The 18,606-nt window shown below is 66.2% G+C and carries 19 protein-coding genes (1 of these 19 cut by a window edge); 10 read left to right on the top strand and 9 right to left on the bottom strand.

Translation table 11 applies throughout. The annotated features are described in order from the left end of the window. The 3 genes in view from RDV64_RS10105 to RDV64_RS10095 are tightly spaced (each overlapping or abutting the next) and all read left to right on the top strand, a layout consistent with a single transcriptional unit that may run on beyond the window. Nucleotides 1–487: the final stretch of an ABC transporter substrate-binding protein gene (locus tag RDV64_RS10105; protein WP_309199130.1), read on the top strand. 644 nt of this gene lie to the left of the window's left edge; only the last 487 of its 1,131 coding nucleotides appear in the window; its start codon lies off the left edge, out of view; it ends in the stop codon at nucleotides 485–487. Then, nucleotides 487–1,545, top strand: coding sequence for an iron ABC transporter permease (locus RDV64_RS10100; protein WP_309199129.1), 1,059 nt, complete (start codon nucleotides 487–489; stop codon nucleotides 1,543–1,545). The genes RDV64_RS10105 and RDV64_RS10100 overlap by 1 nt, the downstream gene beginning before the upstream one ends. Beyond that, nucleotides 1,539–2,285 (top strand): ABC transporter ATP-binding protein, encoded by a 747-nt coding sequence (locus RDV64_RS10095; RefSeq protein ID WP_309199128.1) that lies wholly within the window; start codon nucleotides 1,539–1,541, stop codon nucleotides 2,283–2,285. The genes RDV64_RS10100 and RDV64_RS10095 overlap by 7 nt, the downstream gene beginning before the upstream one ends. 4 nt (nucleotides 2,286–2,289) lie before the next feature. Here the strand turns inward: RDV64_RS10095 and RDV64_RS10090 are convergent, their stop codons facing one another. The 4 genes from RDV64_RS10090 to RDV64_RS10075 all read right to left on the bottom strand — a co-directional run bounded on the left by RDV64_RS10090 (nucleotide 2,290) and on the right by RDV64_RS10075 (nucleotide 5,972). Then, nucleotides 2,290–3,027, bottom strand: a complete 738-nt coding sequence (locus tag RDV64_RS10090) for an acetoacetate decarboxylase (RefSeq protein ID WP_309199472.1) — start codon at nucleotides 3,025–3,027, stop codon at nucleotides 2,290–2,292. Between the two features lie 138 nt (nucleotides 3,028–3,165). Beyond that, nucleotides 3,166–4,455, bottom strand: coding sequence for a TRAP transporter large permease (locus RDV64_RS10085; protein ID WP_309199127.1), 1,290 nt, complete (start codon nucleotides 4,453–4,455; stop codon nucleotides 3,166–3,168). A 4-nt stretch (nucleotides 4,456–4,459) separates the two neighbouring features. Continuing rightward, complete coding sequence (locus tag RDV64_RS10080) at nucleotides 4,460–4,966, bottom strand: TRAP transporter small permease (RefSeq protein WP_309199126.1); 507 nt, start codon at nucleotides 4,964–4,966, stop codon at nucleotides 4,460–4,462. A gap of 28 nt (nucleotides 4,967–4,994) precedes the next feature. Beyond that, complete coding sequence (locus RDV64_RS10075; RefSeq protein WP_309199125.1) at nucleotides 4,995–5,972, bottom strand: TRAP transporter substrate-binding protein; 978 nt, start codon at nucleotides 5,970–5,972, stop codon at nucleotides 4,995–4,997. 101 nt (nucleotides 5,973–6,073) lie between these two features. Between RDV64_RS10075 and RDV64_RS10070 the strand changes: the two genes are divergently transcribed. Together RDV64_RS10070 and RDV64_RS10065 are read left to right on the top strand one after the other, a co-directional pair. Next, complete coding sequence (locus RDV64_RS10070; RefSeq protein ID WP_309199124.1) at nucleotides 6,074–7,078, top strand: Gfo/Idh/MocA family oxidoreductase; 1,005 nt, start codon at nucleotides 6,074–6,076, stop codon at nucleotides 7,076–7,078. A 68-nt stretch (nucleotides 7,079–7,146) separates the two neighbouring features. Then, on the top strand, nucleotides 7,147–8,118 hold the full coding sequence (locus tag RDV64_RS10065; RefSeq protein WP_309199471.1) for an NAD(P)H-binding protein: 972 nt from the start codon (nucleotides 7,147–7,149) through the stop codon (nucleotides 8,116–8,118). A gap of 26 nt (nucleotides 8,119–8,144) precedes the next feature. On the opposite strand, the gene RDV64_RS10060 is transcribed toward RDV64_RS10065, so the two are convergent. The 5 genes from RDV64_RS10060 to RDV64_RS10040 all read right to left on the bottom strand — a co-directional run bounded on the left by RDV64_RS10060 (nucleotide 8,145) and on the right by RDV64_RS10040 (nucleotide 14,296). Beyond that, nucleotides 8,145–10,673 carry a M10 family metallopeptidase C-terminal domain-containing protein gene (locus RDV64_RS10060; protein WP_309199123.1) on the bottom strand — a complete coding sequence of 843 codons (2,529 nt, stop codon included), beginning with the start codon at nucleotides 10,671–10,673 and terminating at the stop codon, nucleotides 8,145–8,147. A 293-nt stretch (nucleotides 10,674–10,966) separates the two neighbouring features. Further along, nucleotides 10,967–12,202: a sodium:proton antiporter gene (locus RDV64_RS10055; RefSeq protein WP_309199122.1), complete on the bottom strand. Its 1,236-nt coding sequence runs from the start codon at nucleotides 12,200–12,202 to the stop codon at nucleotides 10,967–10,969. Nucleotides 12,203–12,327: 125 nt separating this feature from the next. Then, on the bottom strand, nucleotides 12,328–12,750 hold the full coding sequence (gene arfB, locus RDV64_RS10050; RefSeq protein ID WP_309199121.1) for an alternative ribosome rescue aminoacyl-tRNA hydrolase ArfB: 423 nt from the start codon (nucleotides 12,748–12,750) through the stop codon (nucleotides 12,328–12,330). Beyond that, nucleotides 12,747–13,541 (bottom strand): creatininase family protein, encoded by a 795-nt coding sequence (locus RDV64_RS10045; RefSeq protein WP_309199120.1) that lies wholly within the window; start codon nucleotides 13,539–13,541, stop codon nucleotides 12,747–12,749. The genes arfB and RDV64_RS10045 overlap by 4 nt, the downstream gene beginning before the upstream one ends. Then, nucleotides 13,523–14,296 (bottom strand): transporter substrate-binding domain-containing protein, encoded by a 774-nt coding sequence (locus RDV64_RS10040; protein WP_309199119.1) that lies wholly within the window; start codon nucleotides 14,294–14,296, stop codon nucleotides 13,523–13,525. Before RDV64_RS10040 ends, RDV64_RS10045 begins: the two co-directional genes overlap by 19 nt. 136 nt (nucleotides 14,297–14,432) lie before the next feature. Between RDV64_RS10040 and RDV64_RS10035 the strand changes: the two genes are divergently transcribed. Genes RDV64_RS10035 through RDV64_RS10015 form a run of 5 tightly spaced genes read left to right on the top strand, consistent with a single transcriptional unit; the run spans nucleotide 14,433 to nucleotide 18,594 of the window. Further along, on the top strand, nucleotides 14,433–15,182 hold the full coding sequence (locus RDV64_RS10035; protein ID WP_309199118.1) for an amino acid ABC transporter ATP-binding protein: 750 nt from the start codon (nucleotides 14,433–14,435) through the stop codon (nucleotides 15,180–15,182). Further along, nucleotides 15,179–15,931: an amino acid ABC transporter permease gene (locus tag RDV64_RS10030; RefSeq protein WP_309199117.1), complete on the top strand. Its 753-nt coding sequence runs from the start codon at nucleotides 15,179–15,181 to the stop codon at nucleotides 15,929–15,931. The genes RDV64_RS10035 and RDV64_RS10030 overlap by 4 nt, the downstream gene beginning before the upstream one ends. Before the next feature lie 8 nt (nucleotides 15,932–15,939). After that, the gene (locus tag RDV64_RS10025; protein ID WP_309199116.1) at nucleotides 15,940–16,515 is read left to right on the top strand and encodes a peroxidase-related enzyme; all 576 of its coding nucleotides are present in this window, start codon (nucleotides 15,940–15,942) and stop codon (nucleotides 16,513–16,515) included. 19 nt (nucleotides 16,516–16,534) lie between these two features. Then, nucleotides 16,535–17,497 carry a 2-oxoglutarate and iron-dependent oxygenase domain-containing protein gene (locus RDV64_RS10020; protein ID WP_309199115.1) on the top strand — a complete coding sequence of 321 codons (963 nt, stop codon included), beginning with the start codon at nucleotides 16,535–16,537 and terminating at the stop codon, nucleotides 17,495–17,497. 8 nt (nucleotides 17,498–17,505) lie between these two features. Further along, nucleotides 17,506–18,594, top strand: coding sequence for a hypothetical protein (locus tag RDV64_RS10015; protein WP_309199114.1), 1,089 nt, complete (start codon nucleotides 17,506–17,508; stop codon nucleotides 18,592–18,594). Nucleotides 18,595–18,606: the final 12 nt, after the last annotated feature.

Genomic DNA, 18,606 nt, shown 5'->3' with positions numbered 1-18,606 from the left:
CGAATGCTGCATGTCGTTCGGCAACGAGAATTTCGGCACGATGGTGGAGCTGGCCGGTGGCATCAATCTGGCCAAGGACATCATTCCCGGGACCTTCGGCACCGTGAACCCCGAGCAGATCATCGCCTCCGATCCGGACTCGGTCATCGTCACCGGCGCGGAATGGGCCGCCTACAACCCCGTCGGCGGCTGGGTCGGCCTTGGTCCCAATTCCGACATGGCGCTGGCCCACGACAAGCTCGCAGCACTGATGGACCGCCCCGCCTTCACCGGCGTCAAGGCTGCCGAAACGAACAACGTCCACGCCGTATGGCACCAGTTCTACAACAGCCCCTACCAGTTCGTGGTCATCCAGCAGATGGCAAAGTGGCTGCACCCGGACCTCTTCCCCGATCTCGACCCCGAAGCCACCTTCAAGGAACTGCACGAGAGATTCCTGCCGGTCGCGTACGACCCCGGCTACTTTACTTCGCTCGGCGAGGATTGATGGCCCTCGCTTTCACACATGGCACGGCGCGCGGCTCCTACCGCGCGCTGTCGGCAAAACGGCTCGCCATCCTTGGCGGGCTTGCCTGCGTTCTGGTCCTCTCCGTCGCCATCGACGTTGCCAACGGCCCTGCCCGCTACAGCCTCGGCACGGTGTTCCGGGCACTCCTCAACCCCGGCGCCATGGACGAGCAGGTCCGCGTGGTCATCTGGCAGATCCGCATGCCCATCGCGATGATGGCGGTGGTGGTGGGTGCCGCACTGTCGGCCGCGGGCGCGCAGATGCAGACGATCCTTGCCAACCCGCTGGCGAGCCCCTTCACGCTTGGCATCTCCGCCGCGGCCGGCTTCGGCGCTGCGCTCGCGGTGGTGCTGGGCGTCGCGATCGTCCCGGCGTTCGTCGACTATGTCATTCCCATCAACGCGTTCCTGATGGCGATGCTGGCGGCCGTCATCATTCATTTCTTCAGCCAGCTTCGCGGCGCCACGACGGAGACGATCATCCTTCTCGGCATCGCGCTGGTGTTCTCGTTCAACGCCGCGCTGGCGCTCCTGCAATATCTCGCCACCGAGCAGGCGCTGGCCGCCGTGGTGTTCTGGACCATGGGTTCGCTGGTCAAGGCGACGTGGGTGAAGGTCGGCGTCACCGCCCTCACCCTTGCCATCGCCGTTCCGCTGTTCGCCCGCCATGCCTGGGCGCTTACCGCGCTGCGGCTCGGCGACGACAAGGCGGCGAGCTTCGGCGTCAGGGTCGGCCGCCTCAGGCTCGAAACCATGCTGCTGGTCTCCGTGCTGGCGGCCATTCCGGTGTCGTTCGTCGGCACCATCGGGTTCATCGGCCTTGTCGGCCCGCACATTGCGCGGATGCTTGTGGGGGAAGACCAGCGCTATTTCCTGCCGGCATCGATGCTGTCCGGCGCGCTGATTTTGTCGGCGACCTCGGTGGTGTCCAAATCGCTCATTCCGGGCGCGATCCTGCCCATCGGGGTGATCACCGCGCTGGTGGGCGTGCCGTTCTTCATTTCCCTCATCTTCACGATACAGCGCCGCGCATGGTGAGCCTCACACTCGAAAACATCGGTGCACGCTATGGCCGTACCCCGGTCGTCGACGGTGTCACCACCCCTCCCCTCACCGGCGGAACGCTGACGGCCGTGATCGGCCCCAACGCTGCCGGCAAGTCGAGCCTCTTCCGCCGCGTTGCGGGGCTGGTGAAGGGGCCGGGCGTCGTCCACCTCTCCGCCGAGGCGGAAGGCCGCGTCGCCTACATGCCGCAGGACACCGGCGCCAATGCGGTGCTGACGGTGTACGAATCGATCCTGCTTGCGGCCAAGCAGGGTGCGGGCTGGCGTGTCGCCGACACCGAGCTTGCGCGGATCGACGACCTTCTGGCGGCGCTCAAGATCGAGGACCTCGCGTTCCGCAACCTCGGCGCCCTCTCCGGCGGGCAGCGCCAGCTGGTGGCGGTGGCGCAGGCGCTGGTGCGCGACCCGCGCGTGCTTCTGATGGACGAGCCCACCTCCGCGCTCGACCTCAACCGCCAGATCGAGGTCCTGTCCTTCATGAAGGACATTGCCGCCCGCCGCGGCATGGCCGTGCTGATTGCGCTGCACGACCTCAACCATGCGCTGCGCTACTGCGAAACCGCGATGGTGGTTGCGAACGGCCGCCTGCTCGCCTGCGGCCCCACGCGCGAAATCGTCACCGCCGAACTGCTGCGCGACGTGTGGCGCGTGGATGCCCGCATCGAGCACTGCTCGCGCGGGATGCCCGTCATCATCGTCGACGGGCCGGTCTGACGGTTCAGGCGAGGTAGTCCTTCACCACCTCGCCGAGCCCCAGTGTCAGATCGCACAGGATATGCTTCGCGCCGATGATCTCGCGCACCGGCAGTGCGGACACCGGCGCCAGCGCGTGGGGGATGAGGTCCAGCGCCGCCGGGCCGGACCACGCGCCTTTATAGGTGATGTCGGTCATGTGGTATTTGACCAGCTCGCAGACGCGGGCCGAACCGTCCACGTGCGGAATGATTTTCAGGAGGTAGTTGGGCGCGGTGAGGCTCTTCATCACGTCGGCCTCCACAAGGTCCTTGTGCTTGTAGCCCATGGTGCCGGTGGCGCAGCGCACACCCGAAAATTCAAGCGTGCCGACCAGCGTCTCCTTGTTCACCGACAGCGCGGGCTGAGCGAGCTTTTTCGGAAAGCCCCAGAGTTCGCGGCCGCCGAGGATGGGAGGCCCGTCGTCCAGGTACATGGCGTGGACGTAGGCGCCGGGCTTGCCGTCCAGCGTCACCGGGATCACCTGCCCGGCTTCGGTGTAGGCGCCGAAGCCGTTGGAGTCCGGCATCTTGATCCACTCGAAGCTCACCACCGGGTCGGCGATTTCAAGCGGCTCGGGCACCACCTTTTCCAGCGCCTCGCGGTCAGTCCGGTAGGTGATGATCATGAATTCGCGGTTGACGAACCGGTACGGGCCGACCGGGTAGGCCGGCGAGGTGAACGGCATTGCAAAGGCGTTGCGCCGGATATCGTCGGCAGAAATCATGGCAGGCTCCCCAGTTGGTCCGGCGCGCGGCCGCACTGCCCCAATTGGCCACCTCGAACGTAGCGTGCAAGCGCAATCTTGCGGCACCGCAACATCGCCAGCGCACCTGCAGCACGGCCTGAAAGCAGCGTGCCGCTACGGCGCGAAGCCGAACAGGCGCGGCGCCCACATGAAGGTCGCCGGGAAGTAGGTCACGATCCCGAGCACCACCACCATGATGCCGAGCATCGGCAGCAGCGGCGGGACGATCTCCACCATCGAGATCCGCGCAATCCGGCAGCCGACGAACAGCGCCGTGCCCACCGGCGGGGTGATGAGGCCGAAGGTGAGGTTGACCACCATGATGACGCCGAGGTGCACAAGGTCCAGCCCCATGGCTGTGGCAAGCGGCAGGAGGATCGGCACCAGCATGATGAGCGCGGGCGTGAGGTCGATGAAGAGGCCCGTCACCAGCAAGAGTATGTTGATGATGAGGAGCAGGAGATATTTGTTGTCGGTGATGTCGAGGACGTTGGTGGAGACCCACTGCGGCACGTTCTCGTAGGTGAGGATGAACGTGAAGATCGACGTGGTGGCGATCAGGAACAGCACCACGGCGGTGGTGACGATGCTCTCCCACATCAGCGCCGGAAGCTGGCCGATCTTGATCTCGCGGTAGACGCACATCGTCAGGAACAGGGCGTAGACTGCGGCGATCGCACCGGCCTCGGTGGCGGTGAAGACGCCCGTCGTGATGCCGCCGAGGATGATGACGAGGGTCATCAGACCCAGCCCGCCGTCGACCACGCGCATCAACTTCTCGCGGCCGGTCAGCTTGGGGGTGCGGGTGTTGTGGTACATCCGGCCGTGGATGTAGGCGATCAGCAGCAGGCCGCCGCCGATCATCAGCCCCGGCGTGAGGCCAGCCAGCAGCAGTGCGCCGACGGAGACCGAGCCTGCGATATAGGCGTAGAGGATCATCGAGATCGAGGGCGGGATGATCGGCCCCATGGTGGCCGAGGCCAGCGTCAGCGCCGTGGCGAAACGGCGGGTGTAACCGTCCTTTTCCATCGCCTCGATCATCATCCGGCCGATGGACGACACGTCCGCCACCGCCGACCCCGAGACGCCGCCGAACAGCATCGACGACATGACGTTGATCTGCCCGAGCCCGCCGGGCAGCCGCCCGACAATCACCTCGGCAAGGCGCACGAGGCGGCCGGCAACGCCGCCGTTGGCCATCACCACGCCGGTGAAGACGAAGAAGATCACCGCCAGCAGCGGGAAGGAGTTGATGCCGAAGATCATCCGCCGGACGATGGTCATGTTGGTCATGACATCCATCGTCATCGCGGCAATGGCGGAGGCGATGCCGATGGCGAACGCGATCGGCATGCCGAAGATCATCAACAGGACGAACGCACTCACCAGTACCAGAACAGTCATGCGTTCACTCGTATAGGGGGGCGAACGCGGGGCGACGTTCGATGCCAAGCCAGGCGTTGAGCTGGTTGCGCACGGCAAACAGGATCATCAGGGCGCCGGAGATGGGCGCGGCGGCGTAGAACCAGATGTTGGTGTAGGGCAGCGCCGTCATCGTGTCGGCGCCGAAGCGCTCGGCAAGCTCTGCGCCGTAAATCAGGATGACCGCACCGAATGCGATGATCCCGAGGTCGATCAGCGTAGAGAGGATGCGCCCCGGCCAGCCGCGCAAGCTGTCGAGGAGGAGGGTGAATGCCACATGGTCCTTGGCATCGACGCCGGCGGCAGCGCCGAGGAAGCCGAGCCAGATGAGGAGGTAGCGCGGGACTTCCTCGGACCACGAGATCACGTCGTTGAAGACGTAGCGCATCACCACGGTGACGATGACGATCAGGAACAGCGCCGCGGCCTGGCACAGTGCGACAGCGCGCACCAGCCAGACCACGGCATCGACCAAGCGATTGAAGAGCGCCATCGTGCGCGTCCGTCCGTTCGGGTAGGGCTTAGTAGTTCTTGCCGGATTCCAGGAGGGCGTTGACCTCGGTCGCAACGCCGAGCGCCTCGCCTTCTTCTTCCAGCAGCGTCGTCACCGCGTCGATGAAGGGCTGCTTCTCGGGCTCGACAATTTCGCTGAACAGCGGACGCAGCTGGTCGAGAGACATCTGCGAAGACGCCGCCCAGGCGCCGCGCATGTAGGCTTCGGCCTCGTCAGCGGCCTTGTCGACTGCGGCTTTCTCTTCATCCGAAAGGCTCTGGTAGACATCTTCGGAGACGAGCAGCATGTCCGGAATGCGGGCATGTTCGTCGAGCGTGTAGTAGTCCGACACCTCGAAGAACTTCATCGTGAAGACGGAGGGGTGGTTGTTTTCAGCCCCATCGACAACGCCGGTCTGCAGTGCGTTGTAAAGGTCGCCCCACGCGATCGGCACGCCGGTGCCGCCCATGGCCTCGATCATCTTCACCTGCACCGGGGACGCCATCACGCGGATCTTCTTGCCCTTGATGTCGTCCGGCGAACGGATCGGGGTGTCGGCAAAGAAGTTGCGCGCACCCGAATCGATGAAGGCGAGAACGCGGATGCCCTTTTTCTGCAGCGGTTCGACGAAGGCGTCGGCATTGGCGGAGGTCAGGTAGTTCCAGTAGTGGTCCGCGTTCTTGAAAAGGAACGGCAGCGAGAACATGTCCATCCGCTTGTCGATCTGCGACAGGTTCGACGCGGAGACGGTGACGAAGCCAAGCGTCCCGTCACGCAGGCTCTGGACCGATTCCACGGCATCGCCGAGGGCGCGGGCGTGATTGACGTCGATCTTCAGCGAACCGTCGGTGAGTGTCTCTACCCGGTCGGCGAAGAACTCATGCGTCATGGATGCGGGGTGCGAGGGGGGCTGCACACCGTTCAGTTTAAGGGTCCGCTCGGCATTGGCTGTCGACAGTGTTGCCAGCAACAAGCCAGCGACCGCAAATGTGCGGGTCAATCGCATGGTACGTTCCTTCCGAATTATTCTTCTTGTGCAGCCTTGTGGCATGCTTGATTCTGAAAAGACCAGATTGTCGCACTCGCGCCAACACCAAAGAGTAATAAATGTTACGAATAAGCCTCGTTGGACTGGGCATGGCTGTGAAGCCGCACGCGCAGGCCCTTGCCGACCTGTCGGACCGCATCGAAATCGTCCACGCCGCAACAAGGTCGCCCGAGCGCGCGGCGGCGTTCGAGGCGGCAACCGGCATCGGGACCACCACCGACGTGGACAGTGCGCTGACTGACCCGTCGGTGGCTGCGGTGGTCCTTTTGACGCCGCCGGACACGCATCTGGCGCTTGGCCGGATTGCGCTGGAAGCGGGCAAGCACCTTCTGGTCGAAAAGCCGCTCGACAGTGCGCACGACCGGGCCGAGGCGCTGGTGGCGCTGGCCGCCGAAAAGAAGCGCAAGCTCGGGGTGGTGCTCCAGCACCGCTTCCGCGATGCCGCGCTGCGGATGGCCGAGATCCTGGAGCGCGGCGAACTTGGCACGTTGACCAGCGCGTCCGTCACCGTGCCGTGGTGGCGCCCGCAATCCTACTATGACGAGCCGGGCCGCGGCACCCTGGCGCGCGATGGCGGCGGCGTGCTGATCACGCAGGCGATCCACACCATCGACCTGTTTCGCACCCTCGCCGGGCCGGTGGAGGTGCTTGCCGCCACCGCCAGCACCACGCCCACCCACACCATGGAAACGGAGGACTATGCCTCCGCCCTCCTGCGGGTGCGCGGCGGGGCGCCCGGCCACCTGATGGCCACCACCGCATTCTACCCCGGCCTGCCGGAGCGGATCGAGCTGTCCGGCACGCTGGGCTGCGCATCCCTCGTCGGCGATGCGCTTTCGGTGGAATGGATGGACGGGCGGCGCGAGGACATTGCCGCCGGCGATGCGGGCGGCGGCGGGGCCGACCCCATGGCCTTTTCCAGCGAGCCGCACCGCCGCGTAATTGCCGATTTCGTCAGTGCGGTGGAAGAGGACCGCGAGCCCGGTGCATCCGGCGCCTCCGCGCTCCAGACCCACCGGCTGATTGCGCAGATTCTCGCCAAGGCCGGAGACGCAGCACACTGATGGGACCGGAGGAAACAGCCGCCAGCGCCGCGCCGCAAGATGGCGCGCGGTCAAGGCGGCGGGTGATGGTGCTGGGCGCAACCGGCACGATCGGGCGCGCGACGGTGCGGGCGCTTGTGGCCAATGGGCACGACGTGGTGTGCCTCGTGCGGCCACGGGCCGGTGCTGGCGGCACGCTGGCACAGGAGGACAGCGCAAACCTCCTTGAGGGCGCGACCGTCCGGTTCGGCAACGTCGCCGATCCGGTTTCCCTGGCCAGAGACGGGTTCTGCGGCGAACGGTTCGACGCGCTGGTGTCCTGCCTTGCCTCCCGCACGGGCGCGCCGGACGATGCGTGGGCGATCGACCATGCGGCCCACGCCTCAGCGCTGGACGTTGCCCGGCATGCCGGCGTGACCCACATGGTGCTCCTGTCCGCCATCTGCGTGCAGCGGCCGCTTCTGGCCTTTCAGCGGGCCAAGCTCGCCTTCGAGGCGGAGTTGATCGCGTCCGGCATGATTTACTCGATCGTGCGGGCAACAGCGTTTTTCAAGTCGCTGTCGGGGCAGATCGGCCGGGTGCGGGCGGGCAAACCCTTTCTGGTGTTCGGCGACGGCACGCTGACCGCCTGCAAGCCGGTCAGCGACGATGATCTCGGCCGCTACCTCGCCGGCTGCCTGACGGACGAAAGCCGCCACAACCGCATCCTGCCCATCGGTGGACCGGGGCCGGCGATCACGCCGCGCATGCAGGGCGAGGCGCTGTTCAAGCTACTGGGGCAGCCGCCGAAATTCCGGCAGGTGCCGGTCGGAATGCTGAGCGCCATCATCGGCGTCCTGTCGGCGCTGGGCCGTTTCAGCGCGCCGCTGGCGGCCAAGGCGGAGCTTGCCCGCATCGGCCGCTATTACGCCACCCAATCCATGCTGGTGCTGGACCCCGCCACCGGCCGCTACAATGCCGAGCTGACCCCGTCCACCGGCACCGAAACGCTGTTCGACTTCTACGCCGCACAGATCGAGAGCGGCGCAACGGCAGAGCGGGGCGATCACGCGGTGTTCTAAGGCGCGTCCCGTGGCGGGGCCGGCCGTCAGAACAGGAAGTCGTGCGCCGAGAACTGGCCCACGGTCGTGTTCTCCACCAGGATAGACACGGTGTCGGCGGCAAGATCGCCATCATAGTCCTCGGCATCGACGTTGCCGTCATTGTCGAGATCCAGCTCGATCAGGACATCACTCCCCGACGTCGTCAGCAGCAGATCCGACATGTTCAGGATGCTGCCGGTGATTGCCCGAAATGCGGTCAGGTCGATCCGGTCGAGGCCATCGTACCGGATCTCGGTGGTGTCCTCGAAATCGGAGATCGTGTCGTTGCCGAACGCACCTACAAAATCGAAGATATCGCCGTCAGCGCCGCCGGTCAGCACATCGTCGCCAACCCCGCCATCCAGCTTGTCTGCGCCTCTGGCGCCATCCAGCGTGTCGCTGCCGGCCGAACCATAAAGCCGGTCCGCATCGCGCCCGATTCCGCCGAGGAGCACATCGTCCCCATCGCCACCGTCCAGAAGGTCGGCGTGCTGGCCGCCGTCCATGCTGTCGTTGCCGCCGCCGCCGAGCAGCCGGTCGCTGCCGGAGCCGCCCATCAAGGTGTCTGCGCCGTCACCGCCGTCCAGAAGGTCGTTGCCGTCGCCGCCGATCAGCGAATCGTCGCCGATCCCGCCATAGAGCTTGTCGTTGTGGGCGCCGCCATCGAGGATGTCGTTGCCATCGTCGCCATACATCATGTCCTTGCCGGTCGCGCCGGTGAGGCTGTCGTCATCGGCGCCGCCATAAAGCTTGTCCCTGCCGGCACCGCCTTCGATGGTGTCGTTGCCCGCGTCGCCATAAAGGCTGTCGTTGTCGGCCTGCCCGTCGATGCTGTCGGCACCGGAGCCGCCTTCCACAAGGTCGTGGCCCCGCCCGCCCAAAATGGTGTCGTCACCGTCGAAACCCTGGGTCCGGTCGTTGCCGCCGCGGGCGTCGATCATGTCACCGCCGGACGTGCCGTTTACCCGCGTGCTGCCGTTGGTGCCGATGATCGGCTCGGTGGACGGCGGCACCACAGGCGGGGTCACGACCGGCGGCGCACTGAGCCCGGCGGTCAAGTCGACGCTGCCGCCGCCGCCCGCAGTCCACACCATGGAGCCGAAGCCGCCACCGGCCGCCTGCGCCGTCGCATAGCCGGTGATGAGGATGGTGCCGTCCTGCTGGGATGCGCCGGAACCGCCCGAAACGGTGATCAGCAGATCCTCGTTGTTGCCGGCGAGCGCGTAGGTGATCATCGATTCGGTGACGACATTGCCGAAGCTGATGACGTTGTCCGTCCCCGTCGCATCAAGGCTAGCGGACAAGGTGTCATCGCCGAACACGCCGGAGAAGACGAAGGTGTCCCCCGCCGCCCCGCCGTCCAGCACATCGTTGCCGGAGCCGCCCTCGATGCTGTCGGCCTCGGTGCCGCCAGTGATGGAATCGTTGCCGGTGCCGCCGGTCAGCGTATCGGCACCGCCCCCGCCGTCCACCGTGTCCGCGCCGGCGCCGCCGTCGATGACGTCATTGCCCAGGAGACCGTCGAGCGCATTGCCGGCGCTGTTGCCGATGATGCTGTCGGCCAGGTTGCCGCCCGTGGCGTTCTCGATCACCACGCCGTTGGCAATGGTGAACCCGCCGTGGATGCCGGCCGCGTAGGAAACGAAGCCGCCGCCGCCGACCTCGTCCAGCAAGGTTGCCGCGCGAAGGTCGATGGAGTTGGCAAGGTTGGCCACGCCGTCGATGGCGTCGGTGCCGCCGGTGTCCCAGATGCATTCGTAGTAGGTGCCGGAGGCGTTGGTGCCGACCAGCGTGTAGGTATCGCTGCCGGTGTTGGCGGCGGTGGCGCCGTAGATCAGCTGGAGCGTGGCAATGTCGAGCGCCATCGGGGTGCCGGCCCAGCCGAAATCGGCAGAGACGGACGAGCTGTGCGGGGCGGTCTGCCAGCCGTCATTGTAGGACATCATCGAGTAGACGCCCTGGTTCATGTCGTAGGTGCCAAGGTCACCGAACGGGCCCGACACCTCGGGGAAAGTGGACGAAGTGCCGCCCCCGTCGTGCGGGTGGGCAAGGCCCACAGCGTGGCCAAACTCGTGGATGAAGGTGACGTAGTCGTAGCTGCCGATGGCAACGGAGCTGCCCACATAGCCTTCGGCGTTGACCGCGATGATGCTCTGAAAATCGCTGACGGACGAGTTGTATGCGGCCCCCGGCGGGTTGGCATAGCCGAGCGCCCCGTGCCCGTCGGCATTGTTGACCGTTGCCCAGATGATGTCCGCATCGGCCTGATTGGCGACGATGTTGAAGGTGATGTCGCAGACGTTGGCAATGGCATCCATCGCGGATGTCATCGCGTCAATTTCAGCCGGCGAGATGCTGCCGAGCGCGGTGACCGTGGAGCCGTCGAGGGCGACTGTTTCGTTGCCGCTCTGGCCGGCGATGCAGACGCTGACGGTGGTCGCCCCGCCCGAGCTCCACTGGGTGCCCCAAAGGAGGCCGTCGATCCATGTGTTTCCCGAACTCGAAACATTCGCAGGCGTTGCAGTTCCAGCCATCTTTCATCACCCCACTGATACATTTACCGGGTCGCGCGTCGCCTCCGCCGGACTCATGGCGGACATGCGGCAACGCCTGCCGATAACGCGCACCGGCGCGGGAAAAGCAGCGCAACCTGTGGCATAGCAGCGTTGGGTTTTTGCAATTTTTGGGCGCAGCGCCTGCTCACGCCGCAAGACACCACACGGCCGGTGGCATTTGCGCTGGCGCTAAATACGCGCCCGGGGGCGCCTGAATTTCTGGAATCGATGGACCGGTTGGGACCCGGCGCCGCGGCCGGCTGTTGAGCCCCCTACTTCAACACCCACTTGATGACCCGGCGCAGGGTGAGGCCCTGCACGATGAGCGTGAACAGCACCACCGCGTAGGTGGCCGCCAGAATGGGTGACTTCTCCGCAACCTCGGGAATGGACAGCGCCAGCGCCACCGAGATGCCGCCGCGCAGTCCCGCCCACGTCAGCACCGGCACCGTGCCGCGGGCGAAGGGGCGAAAGCGGCCCATCACCATGACAGGGCTGCCCACCGCCAGGAACCGCGCCAGAAGGCTGATGGGCACGGCCAGGAGCGCCAGCGCGGCATAGGACGGCTCGTAGCGCAGGATCAGCACTTCCAGACCGATGAGCAGGAAGAGAACCGAGTTGAGGATTTCGTCGATCAGCGTCCAGAAGCTGAAGAGGTAGCGTTCGGTTTCCGCGCTCATCGCGTCGCGCGCGCCGCGGGTGCCGATGAGAAGGCCCGCGACCACCACGGCAATGGGGCCGCTGAGGCCGAGGCGGGCTGCCAGCGTGTAGGTGCCGGCAACAAGCGCCAGCGAGACAAGCACCTCGATGGGGTAATCGTTGATGGCGCGCATGGCGCGGTAGGCGAAATAGCCGGTGACGGCCCCCAGCACCGCACCGCCCAGCGCCTCGATGAAAAACATCTCGGCCACGTGCAGCGGCTCCAGCGTGCCGCCCATCGCCGCCGCCAGAAGAACCGCGAACAGCACAACGCCAACGCCGTCATTGAAGAGGGTCTCGCCCTTGATCACGTGCTCGAGGTCCGCCGGAACCTTCACCTCGCGCAAGGTGGACAGCACCGCCACGGGGTCGGTCGGGCTGACCAGCGCGCCGAACACCAGCGCCCAGGGCAGCGGCATGTCCACGCCCAGCGCCGATGCGGCCAGCCAGAAGCACACCCCGATCACGCCGGTGGAAATGACAACCCCCAGCGTGGCCGTGGCCCCAATGGTGAAGCCGCGGCTGCGCAACCCGTTGAAGTCCACGTGGAGCGCGCCGGCAAACAGGAGGAAGGCCAGCATTCCGTCGAGCACGGTGGCCTTGAAGTTGATCTGCTCGACCAGCTTCGACACGTCGTCGAACAGGATCGAACCGGGCCAGATCGCCTCCGCACCCACAACCGAAAGCGATGCGCATAGCCCCATCACCAGCAGACCGATGGTGTGCGGCAGGACCGAAAGGCGGTGGTTGATCCAGGCGAACACCGCCGTCAGCACCAGAAGGACCGCAATCAGCTCAAACGAAGTCACGCACACTCTCCCGCGGCAAGGTTGCCCGGCAATGAACCTAAAGCGCGCAGCCGTCTGCCGCACCTCCTGTTTTGCAAGTCTGCTTCCTGCGTGCGCGCAGGCCATGCCCTGATTGGGTCCGGAGCCTAGTCCAGGCGAGGCTTGGACCGGCGCATCGATTTGATCGCACCGCGCTTGCCCTTGGCGTCCAGCCGGCGCCGGTTGGACGCCTTGGTCGGCTTTGTGGCGCGGCGCACCTGCGGCGGCTCCGCCGCCTCGCGGATGAGGTTCACCAGCCGCCCCAGCGCATCCTCGCGGTTGCGCGGCTGGCTGCGGTGAATGCGCGACGTGATGACGATGATTCCGTCCTGCGTCAGGCGGCTGCCGGCAATGCGCATGAGGCGGATCGCGACATCGTTGGGGAGTGAGGGCGAGCGGCGCGCATCAAAGCGGATCTGCACGGCGGTCGACGAGGTGTTGACCTTCTGCCCGCCCGGCCCGGCCGCCTTGATGAAGCTCTCCTCCACCTCGCTCTCGTCCAGAGCGATCCTCGGCGTTACCTCAATCATCTTGGCAGCGTCACGGCGTTGTCCCTGGCAAAACGGCGGATTGCGGCGGCCATGTCGGCGGCCGCTGCCTCCATCAACGCCGCGCCCAGCGCAGCGGTTGCAAGCGCCGAGTGCGAGCCGACCCGCCCGTCCGGAAATTGCGCACGGTGCTCGTCCGGCGGGCCATGCCGGTCGCCCGCATGTGCGGCAATGAATTGCGGCGTCAGCTTTTCGGGCGGGGTCCGCGCCGCGTCCGGCACCGCCCATTCGCCGAACATTGCCATGGTGAGCGCAATCTCCGACGGTGTCGCGTGCATCCCCTCCCATGCGCCGAAATGCCGGGTGCGGATGGCGTTCACCGCCGGCCCGTCCCACCACGACGATATGCCGAGCGGGATTGGCGTGTTCGCCGCAACCGTGCGGACCGGCTCAAGGTTGGCGCCGTGGCCGTTGATGGCCAGAACCGCGCGCACGCCATGGGCTGCCAGCGAACCGACCACCTCGCCCACCAGCGCACCGAACAGGGCCGGCGAGATGCTGATGGTGCCGGCAAAGCCCATGTTGAAGGGGGCCGGCGTCAGCGCAAGGGTTGGCGCCACCAGCACGCCGGTGGCCCTGGCGGCCGCAACCGCAATCGCCTCGGCACAGAACGCATCGGTGCCGATCAGCCCCATGGGCCCGTGCTGCTCGGTCGATCCGGTGGGGAGAAGAACGATGGGCGCGGCGCGGAGTTTTTCCGCGACCGCGCCGTGGGTCAGGTGCGCAAGGCGGCATTCATCGGCCGCCCGCTCGCTCAGTTGGACAGCTGCCACTTCTTGCCCAGCTCATCGAAGAAGCCCGCTTCCTTCTTCAGCGTGATCCATGTGTTGATGTAGTTGATCCACACCTGGTCGGCCTGCGGCAGCAACATCGCGATGGGCGTGCGGGCCTTGGGCGCATCCACGGGGACGATCATCAGCTGCGGGTATTTCTCGACCAGCTTGTAGGCCTCCACGTTGGAGGTGATGTGTGCATCGGCCCGGCCGGACAGCACCTCCTGAAAGTCGCGCGCGGGCGCCTCGACAATCTTGTACTGCGCGTTGGGGAAGAATTCCTTGACCTGCTTTTCCTGCGTGGTGCCAAGAGTGGCGGCAACCGTCACGTCCGGCTTGTCGAGATCTTCCCAGCTCTTGTACTTGTCCGCGTCCCTGGACTGGACGAGCGGCACCGTCGCCAGCGAGAAGTAGCTGTCGGAATAGCCGGCCGCCTTGGCACGGGACGGCGAGATGGAAGCCGACCCGGTGATGTCGTAGGTGCCCGAGGTCACGCCGCTCACCAGCGTCTTCCAGTCGGTCGGGACGAACTCCACCTCTACGCCGAGGTCGGCGGCAAGGGCGGTCATCACGTCGATGTCGTAGCCCTTGTAGGAGTTGGTGGCCGGGTCCTTCATCGTCATCGGGTTCCAGTCGCCCGTGGTGCCCACCTTCAGCGTGCCGTCATTCAGCACATCCTGAAGCGTCGACTGGGCATGCGCCGCGCCAACGGTGAGAAGCAGCGCGAGTGTCGCGCCAATGGCCTTCAGTTTCATGGGGGATCCTTTCCGGTCGCGGCATCGAATTTGCGTGAACTTCACCCGTCGGTAATTTTTGTGCAAGCGCCGAGGTTGCTCCACGGCGCCTTTCATGCTTGATTTTTGAGCATGCATCCAACCTAGGCGGACGAAGGTGGCCGACGTGGACGACCCCATCATCCGCTTCACCGATGTGCACAAGCATTTCGGGGATTTCGAAGTGCTGAAAGGCGTTTCGCTGGAGGTGAAGCCCGGCGCGCAGGTGGTGATCTGCGGCCCGTCCGGCTCCGGCAAGTCCACGCTGATCCGCTGCATCAACGCGCTGGAGGAGCACCAGAGCGGGACGATTGTCGTGGACGGGGTGACGCTGTCCTCCCGCGCCAACCGCAACAAGGTACGTGCGCGGGTCGGCATGGTCTTCCAGCAATTCAACCTCTTCCCGCACCTCACCGTGCTCGAAAACCTCACCCTTGGCCCGCTGCGCGCCCGGCGTCTCTCCAGACAGAAGGCGCGGGACCTCGCCTTCCGCTATCTGGAGCGCGTGAAAATTCCGGAGCAGGCGGACAAGTACCCGCACAATCTGTCGGGCGGCCAGCAGCAGCGCGTCGCCATCGCAAGGGCGCTGTGCATGGAACCGGCCATCATGCTGTTCGACGAGCCCACCTCCGCGCTCGACCCCGAAATGATCCAGGAGGTGCTGGAGACCATGGTGGACCTGTCCACCAGCGGGATGACCATGGTGTGCGTCACCCACGAGATGGGCTTTGCCCGGCGTGTTGCCGACGAGATGGTGTTCATGGACCACGGCGAGATTGTGGAGCGCGCACCGCCCGAAACCTTCTTCAGCCAGCCGAGGAGCCAGCGCTGCCGGGACTTTCTCGAACGCGTGCTGCACCCCGCATGAGCCGCCTCGTTCGCGGGGCCGCGCTCCTCTCTCCGTTGCTGCTGACCGGCTGCTCGGGCACGTCCTGGGGCTGGTATGTGGTCAACCCGTTTACCGACACGGGGCTCTCCAACCTGCGCTTCCTGCTGTCGGGCCTGCAATACACCGTCGCGCTGTCGCTGACGGCCATCGTCATTTCCGTCACCATCGGGCTGGTGGTCGCGCTGCCGGGCCTGTCCTCGGCGCGGATCCCGCGCACCATCAGCCGCACCTATGTGGAGCTGGTGCGGGCGGTGCCGATCCTCGTCCTCATCCTCTGGGTCTATTACGGCCTGCCGCAGCTGACGGGGCTGACCCTTTCGGTGTTCTGGGCGGGCGTGGTGGCCCTGGCGCTGTCGGACTCGGCCTTCGAGGCCGAGATCTTTCGCGCGGGCATCCAGTCGATCGACAAGGGGCAGTACGAGGCCGCGCACACCATCGGCCTCAATTATACCGACACCATGCGCTTCGTGATCCTGCCGCAGGCGCTGCGGCGCATCCTGCCTGCACTCGGCAATCAGCTCGTCTACATGCTGAAGATGAGTTCGCTGGTCTCCGTCATCGGCATGCCCGAATTGACGCGCAAGGCCAACGAGCTTGTGGTGACCGAATACAGGCCGCTGGAAATCTACACGATCCTCGTTCTTGAATATCTGGTGCTGATCCTCGTCGTGTCCGCCGGGGTACGCTGGCTGGAACGCCGCCTCAACACCGACGCCCGCAACAAGTAGGACTGCCCATGACGGCCTGGATCAAGATGCTCTCCGACGACGAGGCGGGCCCCGACCTCAAGGCCGAGCTCGACAATGCGCGCACGCCCCACGGCACGGTCGACAACGTGATGCGCGTTCACTCGCTGCGCCCGGCCACCATGGCTGGCCACGTCGCACTCTACCGCGCCGCCCTCCACAACGATGCCAACACGCTGCCGGGCTGGCTGTCCGAAATGGTCGCAAGCTACGTCTCCGCGCTGAACGAGTGCCCCTATTCGTTCGCCAACCACTTCGCCAACGCCGTGCACCTGATGGAGGGCGGGGATGCCGCCGCCATCGAGGCCGCGTTCCGGGCCCGGCGGCCGCAGGATGTCTTCGAAGGCGCGCCGCTCGCCCTCCTCCAGCACGCCGAAAAGCTGACCCTTTCCCCCGCAACGATGGCGCAAGCCGACATCGAAACGCTGCGGGACGCCGGGTTCGACGACGGCGAAATTCTGGAAGCCAACCAGGTGATCGGCTATTTCAATTATGTGAACCGGCTCCTCAACGGGCTTGGCGTCACCACCGACGGCGATATCGTCGGCTACTACAAGGCATCCTGAGCGGGGAAACGGCATCACCATGGCGTACGCGGCGGCAAAGACCTTCGAGGCCGATCTCATTCCGGTGGTGGACATCTCGCCCCTGCGCGAAGGCGGCGATGCGCACGCCGTTGCTGCGGCGCTGCACAAGGCCAGCACCGGGCTCGGCTTCATCTACATCACCGGCCACGGCATTGCGGATGCCACCATCGACGCCGCGCGCGACGCGGCCTACGCCTTTTTTCGCGCAGACGGGGCGGACAAGGAAGCCGTCCGCATCTCGAACAGCCACCGCGGCTGGCTTTCGGCGGGCGGCGCCAGAATGGCAGACGGCGCGCAGCCGGACCTCAAGGAAAGCTTCATTTTCGGCTACCAGAATGAAGCCGGCGATACGCCGGACGATCATGTTCTGCGCGGTGCCAACCAGTGGCCAGCCGTCCCGCCGCAGATGGAAGCGGCCTCCATGGCCTATTTCGAGGCCGCCAGCACCGTCGCCCACCACCTCATGCGCGGGTTTGCGCTGGGGCTCGGTCTTGCCGAAGACACCTTCCTCAAGACGTCGGACAAGCCGCTCAGCCGTGCCTCCTACGTCTACTATCCGGCCCAGCCGGCGGACGCGGGCGAAGGCCAGTTCGGCGTCGGCCCGCATACTGATTTCGGGGTTCTCACGGTCCTGTGCCAGGACAATGTGGGCGGCCTTCAGGTGCAGACCGTGGACGGCGAGTGGGTGCACGCCCCGCCTATTCCCGGCACCCTCATCGTCAACGTGGCGGACCTCCTGTCGCGCTGGACGGCGGGGGCCTACGTCTCCACCCCGCACCGGGTGGTCAACGCATCCGGCGGGGAGCGGCTCTCGCTGGTGCTGGCCTACGACCCCAACCCGGCCACGCTGATCGACCCCGGCCCCATTGTCGGCGACGTGCCCGGCGCTGAACCGCCCATCACCTGCGGCGACTATCTCGTCTGGCGTTTCGAACGCGCCTTCGCCTACCGCAAAGGCTGAGCGCCGGCATGCCCCCCGCCGCGCCCCCTAATGATCCTCCGGCCGACATCCGGGCAGGGGCGCGCAACCTTCTGCAGGACTGTGCGGGGTTTTCGCCCGGCGATGCGGTGCTCATCATTGCGGAAGATCCGGCACTCGGCTGGTACGACGCCGCAGCGCCCGAGGCCGTTGCCGCCGAAGCCGCGCGCATGGGGGCGGACGTCACGCTTCTCACCACGGCAGCGCTGGAACCCGGCATGGACGCGGCCGCCGACAGCGCCATCGCAGCGGCAGGCGCGGTCATCTACTTCGCCCGCCTTGGCGACAGGAACCGTTTTGCCGCGCAGGCCGAGGGCCAGCGCGTCGTCGTGAGCTACGCCACCCGCGCCGAAAACCTGGCCTCCCCCTTCGCCGCGACCCCCCATGCCGCCATGACCGCACTGAAGGAAGCGGTCGACGACGTCACGTTTGCCGCATCCGGCATCGAAGTGAGCTGTCCGCGCGGCACGTCGCTCGCGGGCGCCCCCGGCCCCCGCCGGGAAGCGGTCGAGGTGTCCGTGCACCGCTTTCCGCTTGCGATGCCCATGCCGGTGCCGGCTGCGGGCTTCTCCGGCAACATCGTGCTCGCCAACGCGCTGACGCCGACTGGCTCGACCGCATACACGCCCGCCGTGCTGCCGCTGCAAAGGCCCGTGGCCGCCGTGGTGGAGGGAGGCCGGCTCACTGCCCTTTCGGGCGAGCCGGACGATGTGGCGGCCGTGCGCGGCCACATCGACCACGTGGCGCATCGCTTCGGCGACGGCGATGCCGTCCACTCCTTCCACGCCGGCCTGTCCCCCGCTGCCGACACTCCCTTTACGGCGTCCAGCGATTTTGACCGCTGGGCAAACACCATATTCCCGCACCCGCGCATCCTGCATTTTCACACCTGCGGCGCGGAACCTCCCGGCGAAATCTGCTGGATGGTGATCGACCCGACCGTCACGATCGACGGCGTGGCTCTCTGGGACAGGGGCACGCTCCGCCCCGAGCGGTTCGAGGCGACCCGCCGTGTTGTCGAACACTGGCCGGAGCTTGCAGCTCTCTACCGGACAGCACCGGGCCGGATAGGATTTTAAGCAAAACCCGCC

Source organism: Acuticoccus sp. MNP-M23, assembly GCF_031195445.1.
GTDB lineage: Bacteria > Pseudomonadota > Alphaproteobacteria > Rhizobiales > Amorphaceae > Acuticoccus.
Note: the sequence above shows the minus strand (reverse complement) of the source record. Positions and strands in the feature narration are given on the sequence as shown.

Coding starts and splice junctions, on each gene's coding strand:
- RDV64_RS10015 (WP_309199114.1), top strand. CDS start 17,506: ATGCCCCCCGCCGCGCCCCCTAATGATCCTCCGGCCGACATCCGGGCA.
- RDV64_RS10075 (WP_309199125.1), bottom strand. CDS start 5,972: ATGCGATTGACCCGCACATTTGCGGTCGCTGGCTTGTTGCTGGCAACA.
- RDV64_RS10070 (WP_309199124.1), top strand. CDS start 6,074: ATGTTACGAATAAGCCTCGTTGGACTGGGCATGGCTGTGAAGCCGCAC.
- RDV64_RS10020 (WP_309199115.1), top strand. CDS start 16,535: ATGGCGTACGCGGCGGCAAAGACCTTCGAGGCCGATCTCATTCCGGTG.
- RDV64_RS10040 (WP_309199119.1), bottom strand. CDS start 14,296: ATGAAACTGAAGGCCATTGGCGCGACACTCGCGCTGCTTCTCACCGTT.
- RDV64_RS10060 (WP_309199123.1), bottom strand. CDS start 10,673: ATGGCTGGAACTGCAACGCCTGCGAATGTTTCGAGTTCGGGAAACACA.
- RDV64_RS10080 (WP_309199126.1), bottom strand. CDS start 4,966: ATGGCGCTCTTCAATCGCTTGGTCGATGCCGTGGTCTGGCTGGTGCGC.
- RDV64_RS10095 (WP_309199128.1), top strand. CDS start 1,539: ATGGTGAGCCTCACACTCGAAAACATCGGTGCACGCTATGGCCGTACC.
- arfB (WP_309199121.1), bottom strand. CDS start 12,750: ATGATTGAGGTAACGCCGAGGATCGCTCTGGACGAGAGCGAGGTGGAG.
- RDV64_RS10100 (WP_309199129.1), top strand. CDS start 487: ATGGCCCTCGCTTTCACACATGGCACGGCGCGCGGCTCCTACCGCGCG.
- RDV64_RS10025 (WP_309199116.1), top strand. CDS start 15,940: ATGACGGCCTGGATCAAGATGCTCTCCGACGACGAGGCGGGCCCCGAC.
- RDV64_RS10085 (WP_309199127.1), bottom strand. CDS start 4,455: ATGACTGTTCTGGTACTGGTGAGTGCGTTCGTCCTGTTGATGATCTTC.
- RDV64_RS10030 (WP_309199117.1), top strand. CDS start 15,179: ATGAGCCGCCTCGTTCGCGGGGCCGCGCTCCTCTCTCCGTTGCTGCTG.